General features: G+C 66.4%; 15 protein-coding genes. 8 read left to right on the forward strand and 7 right to left on the reverse strand.

Annotation, left to right across the window (positions count from 1 at the left end; genetic code table 11):
* Positions 1-104 precede the first annotated feature (104 nt).
* Complete coding sequence (lepA, locus tag ACTRWG_RS21190; protein ID WP_027234775.1) at positions 105-1919, reverse strand: translation elongation factor 4; 1815 nt, start codon at positions 1917-1919, stop codon at positions 105-107.
* 480 nt (positions 1920-2399) lie between these two features.
* Here lepA and ACTRWG_RS21195 point away from each other — a divergent pair, with 480 nt between their 5' ends.
* The 4 genes from ACTRWG_RS21195 to ACTRWG_RS21210 all read left to right on the forward strand — a co-directional run bounded on the left by ACTRWG_RS21195 (position 2400) and on the right by ACTRWG_RS21210 (position 4558).
* On the forward strand, positions 2400-2555 hold the full coding sequence (locus tag ACTRWG_RS21195) for a hypothetical protein (RefSeq protein ID WP_161631082.1): 156 nt from the start codon (positions 2400-2402) through the stop codon (positions 2553-2555).
* Positions 2556-2780: 225 nt separating this feature from the next.
* Complete coding sequence (locus tag ACTRWG_RS21200) at positions 2781-2963, forward strand: hypothetical protein (RefSeq protein ID WP_027234777.1); 183 nt, start codon at positions 2781-2783, stop codon at positions 2961-2963.
* A gap of 150 nt (positions 2964-3113) precedes the next feature.
* Positions 3114-3425, forward strand: coding sequence for a hypothetical protein (locus ACTRWG_RS21205; protein ID WP_259972073.1), 312 nt, complete (start codon positions 3114-3116; stop codon positions 3423-3425).
* A gap of 167 nt (positions 3426-3592) precedes the next feature.
* Positions 3593-4558 (forward strand): LysR family transcriptional regulator, encoded by a 966-nt coding sequence (locus ACTRWG_RS21210; RefSeq protein ID WP_027234779.1) that lies wholly within the window; start codon positions 3593-3595, stop codon positions 4556-4558.
* Here the strand turns inward: ACTRWG_RS21210 and ACTRWG_RS21215 are convergent, their stop codons facing one another.
* On the reverse strand, positions 4559-4996 hold the full coding sequence (locus ACTRWG_RS21215; RefSeq protein WP_027234780.1) for a low molecular weight protein-tyrosine-phosphatase: 438 nt from the start codon (positions 4994-4996) through the stop codon (positions 4559-4561).
* A 49-nt stretch (positions 4997-5045) separates the two neighbouring features.
* Between ACTRWG_RS21215 and ACTRWG_RS21220 the strand changes: the two genes are divergently transcribed.
* On the forward strand, positions 5046-5744 hold the full coding sequence (locus tag ACTRWG_RS21220; protein ID WP_462829907.1) for an NAD-dependent deacylase: 699 nt from the start codon (positions 5046-5048) through the stop codon (positions 5742-5744).
* Between the two features lie 97 nt (positions 5745-5841).
* On the opposite strand, the gene ACTRWG_RS21225 is transcribed toward ACTRWG_RS21220, so the two are convergent.
* The 4 genes from ACTRWG_RS21225 to meaB form a co-directional block, all read right to left on the reverse strand.
* Positions 5842-6315 carry a copper chaperone PCu(A)C gene (locus tag ACTRWG_RS21225; RefSeq protein WP_462829908.1) on the reverse strand — a complete coding sequence of 158 codons (474 nt, stop codon included), beginning with the start codon at positions 6313-6315 and terminating at the stop codon, positions 5842-5844.
* A gap of 56 nt (positions 6316-6371) precedes the next feature.
* Positions 6372-6722 (reverse strand): DUF2946 family protein, encoded by a 351-nt coding sequence (locus ACTRWG_RS21230; RefSeq protein ID WP_036797154.1) that lies wholly within the window; start codon positions 6720-6722, stop codon positions 6372-6374.
* Between the two features lie 138 nt (positions 6723-6860).
* The gene (gene rpmB, locus ACTRWG_RS21235; RefSeq protein WP_019296104.1) at positions 6861-7151 is read right to left on the reverse strand and encodes a 50S ribosomal protein L28; all 291 of its coding nucleotides are present in this window, start codon (positions 7149-7151) and stop codon (positions 6861-6863) included.
* A gap of 216 nt (positions 7152-7367) precedes the next feature.
* Positions 7368-8345, reverse strand: coding sequence for a methylmalonyl Co-A mutase-associated GTPase MeaB (meaB, locus tag ACTRWG_RS21240; RefSeq protein WP_027234784.1), 978 nt, complete (start codon positions 8343-8345; stop codon positions 7368-7370).
* A gap of 355 nt (positions 8346-8700) precedes the next feature.
* Here meaB and hrpB point away from each other — a divergent pair, with 355 nt between their 5' ends.
* The 3 genes from hrpB to ACTRWG_RS21255 all read left to right on the forward strand — a co-directional run bounded on the left by hrpB (position 8701) and on the right by ACTRWG_RS21255 (position 13499).
* On the forward strand, positions 8701-11148 hold the full coding sequence (gene hrpB, locus ACTRWG_RS21245; protein WP_462829909.1) for an ATP-dependent helicase HrpB: 2448 nt from the start codon (positions 8701-8703) through the stop codon (positions 11146-11148).
* 320 nt (positions 11149-11468) lie between these two features.
* Positions 11469-11927, forward strand: a complete 459-nt coding sequence (locus tag ACTRWG_RS21250) for an NUDIX hydrolase (protein WP_027234786.1) — start codon at positions 11469-11471, stop codon at positions 11925-11927.
* Between the two features lie 90 nt (positions 11928-12017).
* Entirely contained in the window at positions 12018-13499 is a 1482-nt protein-coding gene (locus tag ACTRWG_RS21255; RefSeq protein WP_027234787.1) for an inorganic phosphate transporter, read from the forward strand.
* A gap of 66 nt (positions 13500-13565) precedes the next feature.
* On the opposite strand, the gene ACTRWG_RS21260 is transcribed toward ACTRWG_RS21255, so the two are convergent.
* Positions 13566-14285 carry an SDR family NAD(P)-dependent oxidoreductase gene (locus ACTRWG_RS21260; RefSeq protein ID WP_027234788.1) on the reverse strand — a complete coding sequence of 240 codons (720 nt, stop codon included), beginning with the start codon at positions 14283-14285 and terminating at the stop codon, positions 13566-13568.
* Between the last annotated feature and the right edge of the window lie 83 nt (positions 14286-14368).

The following is a 14368-nucleotide window of genomic DNA, read 5'->3' on the forward strand; positions in this document are numbered from 1 at the left end:
CTTGCAACTGTTGTATAGGTGTTTCCGCCGCAGAACGCCGGGGGGCGGGCACGCAATTGGCTGCGCCAACCGCTTTCGCCCGCTCGCTCTGAAGATGGACAGCCTTAGCTGTCCATCTTCAGAGCGGAAATAAACGCTTCCTGCGGGATATCCACCTTGCCGAACTGGCGCATCTTCTTCTTACCCGCTTTCTGCTTGTCCAAAAGCTTCCGCTTCCGGGTGGCGTCGCCGCCGTAGCATTTGGCGGTCACGTCCTTGCGGAGCGCCGAGAGGGTCTCACGGGCGATCACCTTGCCGCCGATGGCCGCCTGGATCGGGATCTTGAACATGTGGCGCGGGATCAGCTCCTTGAGCTTCTCGCACATCGCCCGGCCGCGCATCTCGGCGCGGTCGCGGTGGACCATGGTGGAGAGCGCATCGACCGGCTCGTCGTTCACCAGCACCGACATCTTGACCAGGTTGTCCTCGCGGTAGCCGGTCATCTGGTAGTCGAAGGAGGCATAGCCCTTGGTCACCGATTTCAGGCGGTCGTAGAAGTCGAAGACCACCTCGTTCAGCGGCAGGTCATAGACCACCATGGCGCGGGAGCCGGCGTAGGACAGATCCATCTGGATGCCGCGGCGGTCCTGGCAGAGCTTCAGCACGTCGCCCAGGTATTCGTCCGGAACCAGGATGGTCGCCTTGATGCGCGGCTCCTGGATGTGATCGACCTTGGAGGGGTCGGGCATGTCGGCGGGGTTGTGCAGCTCGATCATCTCGCCGGGCTCGTTGTCCTTGCCCTTCATGTAGACATGGTAGATCACGCTTGGCGCGGTGGTGATCAGCTCGATGTTGTATTCGCGTTCGATCCGGTCTCGGATCACCTCCAGGTGCAACAGGCCCAGGAAGCCGCAGCGGAAGCCGAAGCCGAGGGCGGCGGAGGTTTCCATTTCGAAGGAGAAAGACGCGTCGTTCAGCGCCAGCTTGTCGATGGCGTCGCGCAGGTCCTCGAATTCAGCGGAGTCGACCGGGAACAAGCCGCAGAACACCACCGGCTGAGCGGGTTTGAAGCCCGGCAGCGCCTGTTCAGTGCCGTTGCGGTCGTTGGTGATGGTGTCGCCGACGCGGGTGTCGCGCACCTGCTTGATCGAGGCGGTGAGGAATCCGATCTCGCCCGGGCCCAGTTCGTCCACCACCTGCATGGCGGGGCGGAACACGCCGATGCGGTCGACGTGGTGCAGGGTGTTGTTCGACATGAACTTGACCCGCATACCCTTTTTAAGGACGCCGTCCATGATGCGGACCAGAACGATCACGCCGAGGTAGCTGTCGTACCACGAGTCGACCAGCATCGCCTTCAGCGGCGCGTCGCGGGTGCCTTGCGGCGCGGGCAGGTGCTGCACGATGGCCTCCAGCGTTTCGCGGATGCCCTGGCCGGTCTTGGCAGAGACTTGGATGGCGCCGGTGGCGTCGATGCCGATCACATCCTCGATCTGTTCCGCCACCCGGTCGCAGTCGGAGGCCGGCAGGTCGATCTTGTTCAGGACCGGCACGATCTCATGATCGGCGTCGATGGCCTGATAGACGTTGGCGAGCGTCTGCGCCTCCACCCCTTGCGTCGAGTCAACGACCAGCAGCGAGCCCTCGACCGCGCGCATGGAGCGGGAGACCTCATAGGCAAAGTCGACGTGGCCAGGGGTGTCGATCAGGTTCAGCACATAGGTTTCGCCGTCATCGGCGGTGTAGTCGATGCGGACGGTGTTGGCCTTGATGGTGATCCCGCGCTCGCGCTCGATGTCCATGGCGTCGAGCAGCTGTTCCTTCATGTCGCGGTCCTTCACCGTTCCGGTCTCCTGGATGAGCCGGTCAGCGAGGGTGGATTTGCCATGGTCGATATGGGCGACGATGGAGAAATTGCGGATGTGAGCGAGGTCAGTCATGCTGAGGCATATGATTTGGATTCGGGGTTTGGTCAAGCGCAGTTGATGCGGCCGCTGGCTCCACGGGCACTATAGTATGAAAATTCGCAACTACTCTGATTTGCAAACGGCACTTGAAGCGCTTCCTTACGAGGCCGTAAGGGTCTTGAGTTGCAGGGCTGCAATGCGAACCATGACTGCAACCAAGCGTTTCCTAGACGGCTTAGGAGCTCCTGACAACGCCATGTACGCACTTGCAATGTTCAGGGAAGTCAGCCGGGCTGCCGTTGCAAGCTGCTCTGGCGCTTGGTCTGTTGCAGCCCCCAACCCGTGACGGCGGGCCTCACGAAAGGAACAATAGAAGCACTGTTCGAGAATGGCGGGGAATTTGGTTACGGCTATTCCTGCGGCAAAGCTTGCATCAGGGATGTTGGAGCCCAAAAGCTACGGAACCGGAACGCGATCACGTTTAGCAGCACGTCCTTGGAAATCGGGTCAAGGATGAACCGCAAAGAGCTATTGCTGCACCTTTGGCATCCCGTCGATCTTGATGCTGGCATTGCGTATCTGACAGCTTCGTCAGTTGCACAAGACAAGGGGATCAAGGGGCTGGCACAAGCGATCTGGGATTTTGCGAAGACTTTGCCACCCGGCTGATCCCCCCCCCCGCCCGGCCGCAAGGCCGGGCCGCGCCTGACCTTCCCCCCGGGAAGGCGCGATTGCGCCTCCCCAAGGTCAGGCGCGCGCCTCCCCGCACCTCCCGAACACCTCAAATTCGCCCCGTTCCCTGCACGCCGCTGCGAAATGCGCTATACTCCCAGCGTACCGCGAGACGCGCGCCCCGCTGACGGGTGATGACCACAGCAAAGGAGGACGACCCGCATGGATGCAATCAAAGCCGCTGAGTATGCCCGCGCGCTCTACAGCGCGCATGGCGACAAGGCCGAGGCCGAAGCCGCGCAGAAAATGCGCGAATGCGAAGCAGCCGGCAAGGACGCCGAGGCCGCAGACTGGAAAGCCGTGCGCCAGGCGGTCCGTGCCATGCGCGGGCCGAACCAGGCTTGAGCACCAAGCAGCTGGAGGGCCGCAGGGCGCGGCGCTCCAGCCCCTTTAAGCCCCCCGTTCACCACGATTGAAACGCATCCCGGCTTGCGGCATAGTAGGCTCAATTCCGCGGGCAGCAGACCCGCTTGCCAAAAACGGGGCACGAGCCAGATGAAACACTTCCTGACAGCCGCGCTTTGCGCTGGTTTCCTCGCAACCCTGGTCCCCGCCGGGGCCGAAGCCGGCGCCATCGAGCGCGCCTGCCGCCAGTCGGACCGCACCGCCGCAACGCCCGGGTTGTGCAACTGCATCCAGAAGGTGGCCAACCGCAGCCTGACACGCTCGGAGCGCAAGACCGTCTCCAAGTGGTTTTCCGACCCGCACAAGGCCCAGGTGGTGCGCCAGTCCAGCAACCGCAGCGATGAGCGGCTGTGGCAGCGCTACAAGGCCTTTGGCGACCACGCCGCCCGCAGCTGCGGCTGAGCCGGCCGCCAGCCGGACCGGAACGAAGGCGTCCCGCGGGGCGCCTTTTTGCTGTTTTGATGCATTTGCGCTGCGGCATTTTCGCAGCCGGCCAGGGCCGCGCCCCCGCCCCTCTTGACCGGGCAGCCCCAACACGGAAAAACGGCGCAAGGTATTGGAGCAGTTGCATGTTGATCAAAGGTGTTACCCTGCGCGGGCTGGAAGTGTTCGAGGCTTTGGCCAAAACCGGTTCCGTGGCGCAGGCGGCTGAGCTGACCGGCCTCAGCCAGCCCGCCGTCAGCCAGCAGATGCGCAACCTGGAAAAGGCGCTGGACAGCGAGCTGATCGACCACGGCCGCCGCCCGATGGTGCTGACCGCCGCCGGGCGCAGCTTCCTGGCCCGCACCGAGGCGGTTCTGTCCGAGCTGCGGCTGGCGCAGAGCGAGCTGACAGTGATGGATCTGACCCACCTGCAGGCGCTGTCGATCGGGCTGATTGATGATTTCGACAATGACCTGACACCGCGGCTGGCCACCATCCTGGCCGACAGCCTGACCCAGTGCCGGTTCAAGATGATCACCGCCTCCAGCCATGACATCGTGCGCGCGATGGAGGCGCGGGAGCTGCATATCGCCGTTGCCGCCACGGCCGGCGGGCTGCACGAGGGGCTGGTGGAGTACCCGCTGGTGCGCGATCCGTTCATCCTGGTGGCGCCGCGCGGCACGGTGTCCGATGCGGCGCAGGCGGCAGAGCAGCTGGGGGACCTGCCGTTCCTGCGCTATGCCCGCGAGCAGCTGATCTCGCAGCAGATCGAGGGGCTGCTCAGCCGCCAGAAGCTGGAGTTCGAAGACCGGTTTGAGGTCGGCTCGCACCTGGCGCTGATGGCGATGGTGGCGCGGCGGATCGGCTGGGCTGTCACCACACCGCTGGGTTACATGCGGGCGGCGCGGTTCCATGACCAGATCGACGCTTTCCCGCTGCCCTTTGGCGAGATGTCGCGGACCATTTCCCTGTTCACCGCCGCCGACTGGGCCGACCGGGTGCCGCGCGATGTGGCCGAAACCCTGCGCCGCCTGGTGCAGAGCCAGATGATCGACCCGGCCGTGCAGCAGCTGCCGTTTCTGGCGGGCGGCTTCCGGGTGATCGCGGAATAGCTACAGCGACGCCTTAAGCCCCTTGGCAGCCTGTTCGATCAGGTCCAGGCAGCCGTCGAAATCGCGGGTGTAATACGGGTCCGGCACATGGTCCGCGCCGCTGTCCGGGGCGTAACCGGTGAACAGGCGCACCGGGGTTGCGCTGCCGGCCGGGCGCAGCGCTTCGATGTTCTCCAGATTGCTGGCATCCATCGCGATGATCAGGTCGAAGGCGTCGAAATCCGCGCCCCGGAACTGGCGCGCGCGCAGGTCCGAGATATCCAGCCCGCGTGCCTTTGCCGCCGCCTGCATCGGGCCGTAGGGCGGCTCCCCCACGTGGTAGGACGCGGTGCCGGCGCTGTCGGTCTCGGCCTCCGGGCAGAGCGCGCGGAACACGCCCTCGGCGGCCGGGGAGCGGCAGATGTTTCCTAGGCAGACAAACAGAATACGGGTAGGCATTGGCAAAGGCTCCTGTGATCCGGGGGTAGTGATAGGAGGTTCCGGGACAATGGGAAAGAGCGCGAAGATTGTCATCCTGACAGGGGCCGGGATTTCCGCCGAAAGCGGGCTGGGCACTTTCCGCGACGAGGGCGGCCTTTGGGCGCAGCACCGGATCGAGGATGTGGCGACGCCCGAAGGCTTCGCGCGCAACCCGGATCTGGTGCATGGCTTTTACAATGCGCGGCGCAAGCAAGCGGCGGGAGCCGCCCCCAACCCGGCGCATCAGGCGCTGGCCCGGTTGCAGCGGGAGCATCCGGGAGAAGTGGTGATTGTGACCCAGAACGTGGACGCGCTGCATGAGGCAGGCGGCGCCGCGCAAGTGCTGCATATGCATGGCACGCTGGCAGGCGCGCTTTGCGGCGCCTGCGGCCACCGCTGGGACGCACCGCTGGAAATGCAGACCGGCCAGCTCTGCCCCGCCTGTGCGGCGCCTGCGGGGCGGCCCGATGTGGTCTGGTTCGGCGAGATGCCGTATTTCATGGAGGAGATCTATGGCCATCTGGCAGAAGCGGATCTGTTTGCCGCCATCGGCACCTCGGGCGAGGTTTACCCCGCCGCGGCCTTTGTTGATGAGGCGCATCTGGCGGGCGCCCATACGGTGGAGCTGAACCTCGCGCCGTCGGCCACCGCCTCCCGCTTTGCAGAGCGCCGCTTTGGCCCGGCCAGCGAGACGGTGCCCGCTTGGGTGGCGGAGTTGCTGGGCTAGCCGCAGGCGGCAAAAAGCCCGCCGCAAGGGCGGGCTTTGGGCGCGAAGGAGGGCTGCAGCGCAGCCTGACGCCGCGCCCGCCCTGCCTGTCACGGCATCAGTTGGAGTGACCGCCGTGGCCCTCGGCCTTGCGCTCCAGATCGACCGGCACCTCGATCTCAACCTCGCCGGCCTTCTCGAACACCAGCGTGAGTTTCACCACGTCGCCGTGGTTCAGCGCCTGCTTCAGGCCCATGAACATGATGTGGTCGCCGCCGCGCTGCAGCACGTGGGTTTCGCCTGCGGGCACGGCAAAGCCCTCCTCCACATGCATCATCTTCATGACGCCGTCGCCGCCTTCCTTGTGGGTGTGCAGCTGTACCTTGGCGGCCACGTCGGAGCGCACATCAATGAGCTGGTCGCCGGCTTCGCCCTTATTGATGATCTCCATGAAGGCGGCACCAGCTTTGGCGGTGGGCGACGAAACCCGCGCGTATTGGTCGTGCACCGTGATCATGGCATCGCCTGCAAAGGCGGAGGTGGCAATGGCAGCAGCAGCCGCGGCTGCAAAGACAACAGACTTCAGGGACATATCCTGTCTCCTCTGGGTAGGTATTCAGTTTTGAAATGGATGGTTTGCTTGGCCGGTCAGGCAATGGCCGGCGGCGCACGGGCGGTGGCGCGCAGGATCTGCTGAACGGAGGCTGGCACCGCCTTCCGGCCCGCCGTCACCGTGCCGCAAACCTCAACCGGCGGCATCAGCCCCGCCGGCTGCATCACCGCGTCCAGCACATGCATCACGCAATCGGGGCAATGGTGCGGCGGCTTTACCGGCTGCCCTTCGCTGTCCACATAGATGGTGACCGGGCCGGTGCCAGTGCAGATCACCATCCGGCCTGCGGCATCGCGCTCCCCCTGCCGGGCGGCGGCGCTGTGGGCCGTCAGGGCGACCGTCAGGGCCAGGAACAGGCCAAGGCATATGCGCAGGAGGCGTGTCATCACAGGCAGGTATGCCCCTGCCGCGCGGCGGGGGCAAGGCGCAACCCTGCGGCAGATTGCGCAAACGCAAACACCGCGCAGAGCTGCCTCTGCGCGGTGTGCGTAATCCGATCCGGTGAAGGGATCAGGCCAAGTCTATCAAGCCTGTGCGGCTTGTGCCTTGGCGATCTCTTTCTTCACTTTCAGCGCGTTTGCCGACAGCTCTTCGTCCTTGGCTTTGGCCAGGAACGCGTCCAGGCCGCCGCGGTGGTCGACCGAGCGCAGGGCGGCTGCGGAGATGCGCAGCTTGACGCCACGGCCCAGAACTTCGGACTGCAGGGTCACGTCGTTCAGGTTGGGCAGAAAGCGGCGCTTGGTTTTGTTGTTGGCGTGGCTGACATTGTTGCCAGTCATCGGGCCTTTTCCGGTCAGTTCGCAACGGCGCGACATATCTTCATCCTTCGTTTTTTGGAGGCGCTGGCAGTCCGGCGCCAAATCACAAGGGGCGCGGCCATTGGCTGCGCCCGAAAACTGGTCCGCTGCTCTTACGCTCAACCGGCAACAGCGTCAAGTGATTCAACTCAGCTTTCTTGCCCGGTTTACTGCACCCGTTTCCGGCCGGCTGCAAGCCCCTGCGGCCGCCCTTTTTCACCCCGCCAGCCGCCGTCAGGCAGCGCCCAGCGCCTGCAGCATGATCCGCGCCGCCTCGCCCGGGCTTTTGCCGCCCTCGGAGACCGTACCGGCGAGCTCCGCCATCTGCGCCTTGGCCTCCGGCGTCTCCAGCCGCGCCAAAAGCGCCTGGCGCACCTCCTGGTCGAACCAGTAGCAGGCCTGATCGGCGCGGCGGCGGTCCCAGTGGCCGTTTTCCTTGCGCCAGGCGGTCAGCGCCTGCATCTCCTCCCAGGCGTTGTCCAGCCCGTGTTCCTCGACGGCTGAGACCATCAGCGCCTTGGGGAAGCCTTCGGGGTCCTGCGGGCGCTTGCGCAGCAGCCGCAGGGCGCCTGAATAGTCGGCGCAGGTGCGGGTGGCGACGGGTTTCAGCGGCCCGTCGGCCTTGTTCACCAGGATGAGGTCGGCCATTTCCATGATGCCGCGCTTCACCCCCTGCAGCTCATCCCCGCCGGCAGGCGCCAGCAAGAGCAGGAACAGGTCCGACATCTCTGCCACCACGGTTTCCGACTGGCCGACGCCGACGGTCTCGATCAGCACCACGTCGAACCCTGCCGCCTCGCACAGCGCCACGGCTTCGCGGGAGCGGCGGGCGACGCCGCCCAGGTGGCTTTGGCTGGGGGACGGGCGGATAAAGGCGTTCTTGTCGCGGCTGAGCCGTTCCATCCGGGTCTTGTCGCCCAGGATCGAGCCGCCGGAGCGCGCCGAGCTGGGATCGACCGCCAGCACCGCCACCCGCAGGCCGAGGCCTGTCAGCATCATGCCGAAGCTTTCGATGAAGGTGGATTTGCCCACCCCCGGCGTGCCCGACAGGCCGATGCGCAGCGACTGGCGCTTGTGCTTGGCCAGTTCCGACAGCAGCTCGCCCGCTTTGGCGCGGTGATCCTTGCGGCCGCTTTCCACCAGGGTGATGGCCCGGGCCAGCGCCCGGCGGTCGCCATCAAGGATCTTTTGCGTCAGCTGTTCGGTATCCATGCGTGCCTTCCTGTCGTAATGGGCGGACCTTGGCGCAAGCCATGCTGCAAAGTCCAGCCCCTGCCGTCTGCCGGGCAACCTACATCAGCAGGCGCTGCAGGAAAGGCGGCAAATCCGCCGCGGTTGGTGCGGTTTGCGCAGTGGGAGTAACGGATCGACACCCCAAACGCGCTTCAAAAACTATCACGCAAATGGACTTGTCCGCCCGGCGGCACGCCGGGCAGCGCCCGTCCGCCCCCATGGGCGGGCGCTTCGCTTCCGCCCGCGGACGGGCTCTGCCCTTAGCGCATTTTTCCGAGGCACGGCTCCGTACACACCGCTAGACCTCCCCCGCGCCTTTGGCGATAAGGCGGGCATGACCAGATTGCCGATCGAAGACGCCCTCCCCGAACTGCTGGAAGCCTTGCGCACCCGCGGCCGTGCCGTGCTGCAGGCGCCGCCCGGTGCGGGCAAGACCACGCGGGTGCCGCTGGCGATGCTGGAGGCCGGGCTGACCGAGGGCCGCATCGTGATGCTGGAACCCCGCCGCCTGGCCGCCCGCGCCGCGGCTGAGCGGATGGCGGAGACGCTGGGCGAAAAGCCGGGCCAGACCGTCGGCTACAGGGTGCGCGGCGATGCCAAGGTCTCCAAGGCCACGCGGATCGAAGTCGTGACCGAGGGCATCCTGACCCGGATGCTGCAATCCAGCCCGGACTTGCCCGGCGTCGGCGCGGTGATCTTTGACGAATTCCACGAACGCTCCCTGAACGCCGATCTGGGGCTGGCGCTGTGTCTGGAGGTGGCAGGCGCGCTGCGCGATGACCTGATGCTGCTGGCGATGTCGGCGACGCTGGACACCGGGCCGGTGGCGGCGCTGATGGATGCGCCGATGGTGACGTCCGAGGGGCGCAGCTATCCGGTGGAGACCCGCTGGCTGGAGCGCCCCCTGCCCGCGCAGGCCCGCCGCGTGGACGCGCTGACGGATCTGGTGGTGCAGGCGGAGAGAGACACAAAGGCTTCCGGCGGCGGCATTCTGGTGTTCCTGCCCGGCGAGGGCGAGATCCGCCGCGCTGCCGGCGCGCTGGAGAAGCGCCTGCCCGGACACTGCCATATCCGGCCGCTGTTCGGCGCCCTGCCCTTTGCCGAGCAGCGCGCCGCGATCCAGCCGGAGGGACAGGGCCGCAAGGTGGTGCTCGCGACCTCGATCGCCGAGACCTCTCTGACCATTCAGGACATCCGGGTGGTGGTGGATATGGGCCAGGCGCGCCGCGCGCGGTTTGATCCCGGCTCCGGCATGTCTCGGCTGGTAACAGAGAAGGTGACGCGCGCCGAGGCCACCCAGCGGCAGGGCCGTGCAGGCCGTGTGGCCGCAGGCATCTGCTACCGGCTGTGGACCAAGGGCGAGGAAGGCGCGCTGATGGCGTTCCCGCCGGCCGAGATCGAAAGCGCCGATCTGACCGCACTGGCGCTGGAGCTGGCGCTGTGGGGGGCGGCCCCGGACGATCTGTCTTTCCTGACTTTGCCGCCTGCGGGCGCCATGGCAGAGGCGCAGGCGCTTTTGCACATGCTGGGGGCGCTGGATGCGCAGGGGCGGATTACTGAGCATGGCAAGGCGCTGGCGGCCCTGCCCCTGCATCCGCGGCTTGGCCATATGCTGCTGAAGGGCGGCCCCTCTGCCGCACCGCTGGCGGCGCTCCTGGGTGAGCGCGACCCGCTGCGCGGCGCGCCTGCGGACCTGAGCCTTCGGCTGAAGGCGCTGCGGGATGCCAAGGGGTTTGAGCGCAATCACCCCTATCAGCTGAACCGCCCCGTAGTGGAGCGGATCAAGAGCGAGGCGCGGCGGCTGGATAAACAGGCGGGCCGCCGCGACGCAGGCCTGTCAGCGGCGATGATGGCCGCGCTTGCCTATCCAGACCGCGTGGGCCAGCGCCGCAAGGGCGATAATCCGCGATTTGTGCTGTCGGGCGGCAAGGGCGCCATTCTGGACGGCGGCGACACGCTGGCGGGGGCACCGTTCATCGTGGCGCTGGATACCGACGGCAACCCGCGCGAGGCCAGGATCCGGATGGCAGCGCAGATTTCGCTGGCGGAAATCCGCGAGCTGTTTGCGGATCAGATCATCTGGACCGACGTCTGCGAATGGTCCAAGCGCGACCGCCGGGTGGTGGCGCGCCAGCAGGAGCGGTTCGGCGCCGTGGTGCTGGACGACCGCATCTGGAAGGACGTGCCGCCGGACGCGGTGGCGCGGGCGATGCTGGACGGGGTGCGCGATCTGGGCCTGCGGCTGACGGGGGCTGCGGCGCGGCTGGCCGCACGGGTGGAGCTGGTGCGCGCGGAGGGCATTGACCTGCCGGATTTCTCGATCCCCGGCCTGATGAACGCGCTGGAGGACTGGCTGCTGCCGATGCTGGGCGGGGTGAAATCGGCGGAGGACTGGAAACGCTTCGACCTGCTGCCCGCGCTCAAGGCGGCGCTCAGCTGGGAGCAGACGCAGCTGCTGGACCGCGAGGCGCCGGGCAGTTTCATCACTCCGCTGGGGCGCAAGATCCCGATCAGCTATGACGGCGAGATCCCCGAAATCTCGGTCCGGCTGCAGGAGATGTTCGGCGTCACCCGCCATCCGGCCGTCGGCGGCGTGCCGCTCAAGGTCTCGCTCTTGTCGCCGGCCCAGCGCCCGATCCAGATCACCCGCGACCTGCCCGGCTTCTGGGCCGGCTCCTATGCCGATGTCAGGAAGGACATGCGCGCCCAGTACCCCAAGCACCCCTGGCCCGAGGATCCGACCCAGGAAGACCCGACGCTGCGCGCGAAACGGCGCAAGTAGCACTCCGGCGCAGGCCCGCAGCGTGCCCCCGGCACGCTGCCCGGCCCAACGGCCGGCAGCGCATCCTGGATGCGCGGCCAGCGGGCGGGAGCGCCGCCGCCTGCCGCCTGAACGCCGGAGGCTGGCGCAAAAGCGCTTTCTTCACGGTCTGCTGCCATACTGCGGACGAAGCCGTAACCTGGCCGTCAAACCGGGCCCGCAAAACCGCGCAGCGCGGCTCCTTACCGGCGGCAGCCTTGAAATTCCGGGCAAGTACGCATACTTTCCCACAACTTCGCACAAGAACATGGGGCCAACCCAACACCAAAGGCTGAGCAGAGATGACCCGAACCCTGACCCGCGCCTGGGAGGAAATCCTCAGGCCGATGCTGAAACGACCGAACCGCCTGCAAGTTGCCGCGCTGTGCTACCGCACCGGCGCGGACGGCAAGGAGGTGCTGATGATCACCAGCCGCGGCACCGGCCGCTGGATCATCCCCAAAGGCTGGCCGGTCGAGGGCAAGGACGGTCCGGCCTCGGCGCTGCAGGAGGCCTGGGAGGAAGCCGGCGTCAGGTCCGCGAGCGTCTCGAAGCAGCCCATCGGCGAATACAATTACGTCAAACGCCGCGATCACGGCGTTGACGAGCCGGTGACCACGCTGATCTTTTCCGCGGAAGTGGAGACGCTTGCGGAAGATTATCCCGAGTCCGACCAGCGCAAACGCCAGTGGATGCGCCCGGAAGAGGCCGCGGAACTGGTGCAGGAACCGCAGCTGCAGGCGCTGTTGCGTCAATTGTAAAAGTTATGTGACATTTTCATGTCAGACGCTTGAACCGCTCCCGCAGCGGCGTTAGGCGCGTCCGCAGACCTCAGAATCAGGAATACGACTATGAGCGATGCACCCCAGCGCACGCAATGGACCACGCTGGACAAGGACCTGAACCGGATCTCCCAGCTCGAACTGGCCACCGCCTATGTCTCCCGCCCGCTGGTGGCGCCGGGCATTGCACTGGCCTTCATCGTGCTGGCAGGCCTCGGCGCCGGCGTCTTTTTCGGCGGTTCCGCCATGAGCATGGTGGTGATCGCCGCCGCGGCCTTTGGCGCCTACATGGCGATCAACATCGGCGCCAATGACGTGGCCAACAACATGGGCCCGGCGGTGGGCGCCAACGCGCTGACCATGGGCGGTGCCATCGTGATTGCCGCCGTTGCCGAAAGCGCCGGCGCGCTTCTGGCGGGCGGCGACGTGGTGTCGACGATCTCCAAGGGCATTATCGACCCGGCCGCAGTTGCCAGCAGCAATGTCTTTATCTGGGCGATGATGGCGGCGCTGATCTCCTCGGCGCTGTGGGTGAACCTGGCCACCTGGGTCGGCGCGCCCGTGTCCACCACCCACTCGGTTGTGGGCGGCGTGCTGGGCGCCGGGGTGGCCGCTGCGGGCACTGCCGCGGTGAACTGGCCCACCATGGGCAAGATCGCCGCCAGCTGGGTGATCTCGCCGGTGCTGGGCGGCATCATTGCCGCGCTGTTCCTGGCCTTCATCAAGGCCAAGATCATCTACCAGGAGGACAAGATCGCTGCTGCGCGCCGCTGGGTGCCGGTGCTGGTCGGCATCATGGCAGGCGCCTTTGCCTCTTACCTGGCGCTGAAGGGGCTGAAGAAGATCGTCAAGATCGACCTGCAGACCGCGCTGCTGATCGGTGCTGCGATGGGCGCGCTGGCCTATGTGGTCACCGCCCCGCTGATCAAGCGCCAGTCCGAGGGCATGGAGAACCGCAACAAGTCGCTGAAGGCGCTGTTCGGCCTGCCGCTGGTGATCTCTGCCGCGCTTCTGTCCTTTGCCCACGGCGCCAATGACGTCGCCAACGCGGTCGGCCCGCTGGCCGCAATCGTGCACGCGACCGAGTTCGGCGATTTCGCCTCCAAGGTGACGATCCCGACCTGGGTGATGGTGATCGGCGCCTTCGGCATCTCCTTCGGCCTGTTCCTGTTCGGCCCCAAGCTGATCCGTATGGTCGGCAGCCAGATCACCAAGCTGAACCCGATGCGCGCCTACTGCGTGTCGCTGTCGGCGGCGATCACCGTGATCGTGGCCAGCTGGCTGGGCCTGCCGGTCTCCTCCACCCATATCGCGGTGGGCGCGGTGTTCGGCGTCGGATTCTTCCGCGAGTGGCACATGGAGCGCCGCCTGAAGAAATCCGCCGAAGGCCGCCCGGCAGAGAAACGCATCGCGCCGGAGGAACGCCGCCGCCGCAAGCTGGTGCGCCGCAGCCACTTCATGACCATCGTGGCCGCCTGGGTGATCACCGTCCCCGCCGCCGCGCTGCTGTCAACCGTGATTTATCTGGTGCTGAACACCTTCGTCGGCTGAGCCGCACCGCAGCAAAGACACAGCGAGCCCCCGCGCCATCCGGCGGCGGGGGCTTTTCTTTTGCGCTCAGAACCGCTCCACCCAGGGCCGCAGCACCAGTTCATCGCTCCAGGCAGAGCGGTCCTGGCCGATCAGATGCATGTATTCCCGGGCGATGGCCTCGGGGTTCAGCATGCTGTCGGGATTATCCTCTGCCTCAGTCCGCTCCGGGCGGAAGGCATTGCGGATGCCGCCGTCGATATTGATCCAGGCGACATGGATGCCCTTGGGGTGCAGCTCCCGGGCCATCGACTGCGCCAGTCCGCGCTGCGCGAATTTTCCCATGGCAAAGGGCGCCGACTGCGCAAAGCCCTTGACCCCTGCCGAAGCGCCAGTGAACAGGATGGTGCCCCGCCGCCCGTTGGCGGGCTGCTGCGCCAGCATCCGCTTGGCCGCCGCCTGCCCCAGCAGGAAAGCGCCATAGGCGGTCACCTCCACCGCCTTGCGCACCTGTTCCGGATCAAGGTCTTTCAGCGGGCCGCGGACCCGGGCGGAAGGATTGTAGCAGGCCACCCGCAAATCGCCCGGCACACCTTCCACAAGCTGGCGGATGCCCTCCGCATCGGTGCCATCCAGGGGATGCAGCTGCGCCCCGGTGTCCGCCGCCAGCGGCTCCAGCTTGGCGGTATTGCGCGCCGCCAGATGCAGCGCATAGCCGTCCCGGGAAAGCGCCCGCGCAAAGGAGGCCGACAGGCCCGCCCCTGCGCCCACGATCAGTGCAACCGGTTTTGGTGATGTATCTGCCATCGCTGGACCTCCCCGTATGTGACAGAGAGATGCTGGGGGCAATTCAGTACCCGCGCAAGGGGTCCCGGAGACCGGCATGGGTT

Source organism: Leisingera sp. G5_S3_59_S7, assembly GCF_054968485.1.

Coding starts and splice junctions, on each gene's coding strand:
- lepA (WP_027234775.1), bottom strand. CDS start 1,919: ATGACTGACCTCGCTCACATCCGCAATTTCTCCATCGTCGCCCATATC.
- ACTRWG_RS21195 (WP_161631082.1), top strand. CDS start 2,400: ATGAACCGCAAAGAGCTATTGCTGCACCTTTGGCATCCCGTCGATCTT.
- ACTRWG_RS21200 (WP_027234777.1), top strand. CDS start 2,781: ATGGATGCAATCAAAGCCGCTGAGTATGCCCGCGCGCTCTACAGCGCG.
- ACTRWG_RS21205 (WP_259972073.1), top strand. CDS start 3,114: ATGAAACACTTCCTGACAGCCGCGCTTTGCGCTGGTTTCCTCGCAACC.
- ACTRWG_RS21210 (WP_027234779.1), top strand. CDS start 3,593: ATGTTGATCAAAGGTGTTACCCTGCGCGGGCTGGAAGTGTTCGAGGCT.
- ACTRWG_RS21215 (WP_027234780.1), bottom strand. CDS start 4,996: ATGCCTACCCGTATTCTGTTTGTCTGCCTAGGAAACATCTGCCGCTCC.
- ACTRWG_RS21220 (WP_462829907.1), top strand. CDS start 5,046: ATGGGAAAGAGCGCGAAGATTGTCATCCTGACAGGGGCCGGGATTTCC.
- ACTRWG_RS21225 (WP_462829908.1), bottom strand. CDS start 6,315: ATGTCCCTGAAGTCTGTTGTCTTTGCAGCCGCGGCTGCTGCTGCCATT.
- ACTRWG_RS21230 (WP_036797154.1), bottom strand. CDS start 6,722: ATGACACGCCTCCTGCGCATATGCCTTGGCCTGTTCCTGGCCCTGACG.
- rpmB (WP_019296104.1), bottom strand. CDS start 7,151: ATGTCGCGCCGTTGCGAACTGACCGGAAAAGGCCCGATGACTGGCAAC.
- meaB (WP_027234784.1), bottom strand. CDS start 8,345: ATGGATACCGAACAGCTGACGCAAAAGATCCTTGATGGCGACCGCCGG.
- hrpB (WP_462829909.1), top strand. CDS start 8,701: ATGACCAGATTGCCGATCGAAGACGCCCTCCCCGAACTGCTGGAAGCC.
- ACTRWG_RS21250 (WP_027234786.1), top strand. CDS start 11,469: ATGACCCGAACCCTGACCCGCGCCTGGGAGGAAATCCTCAGGCCGATG.
- ACTRWG_RS21255 (WP_027234787.1), top strand. CDS start 12,018: ATGAGCGATGCACCCCAGCGCACGCAATGGACCACGCTGGACAAGGAC.
- ACTRWG_RS21260 (WP_027234788.1), bottom strand. CDS start 14,285: ATGGCAGATACATCACCAAAACCGGTTGCACTGATCGTGGGCGCAGGG.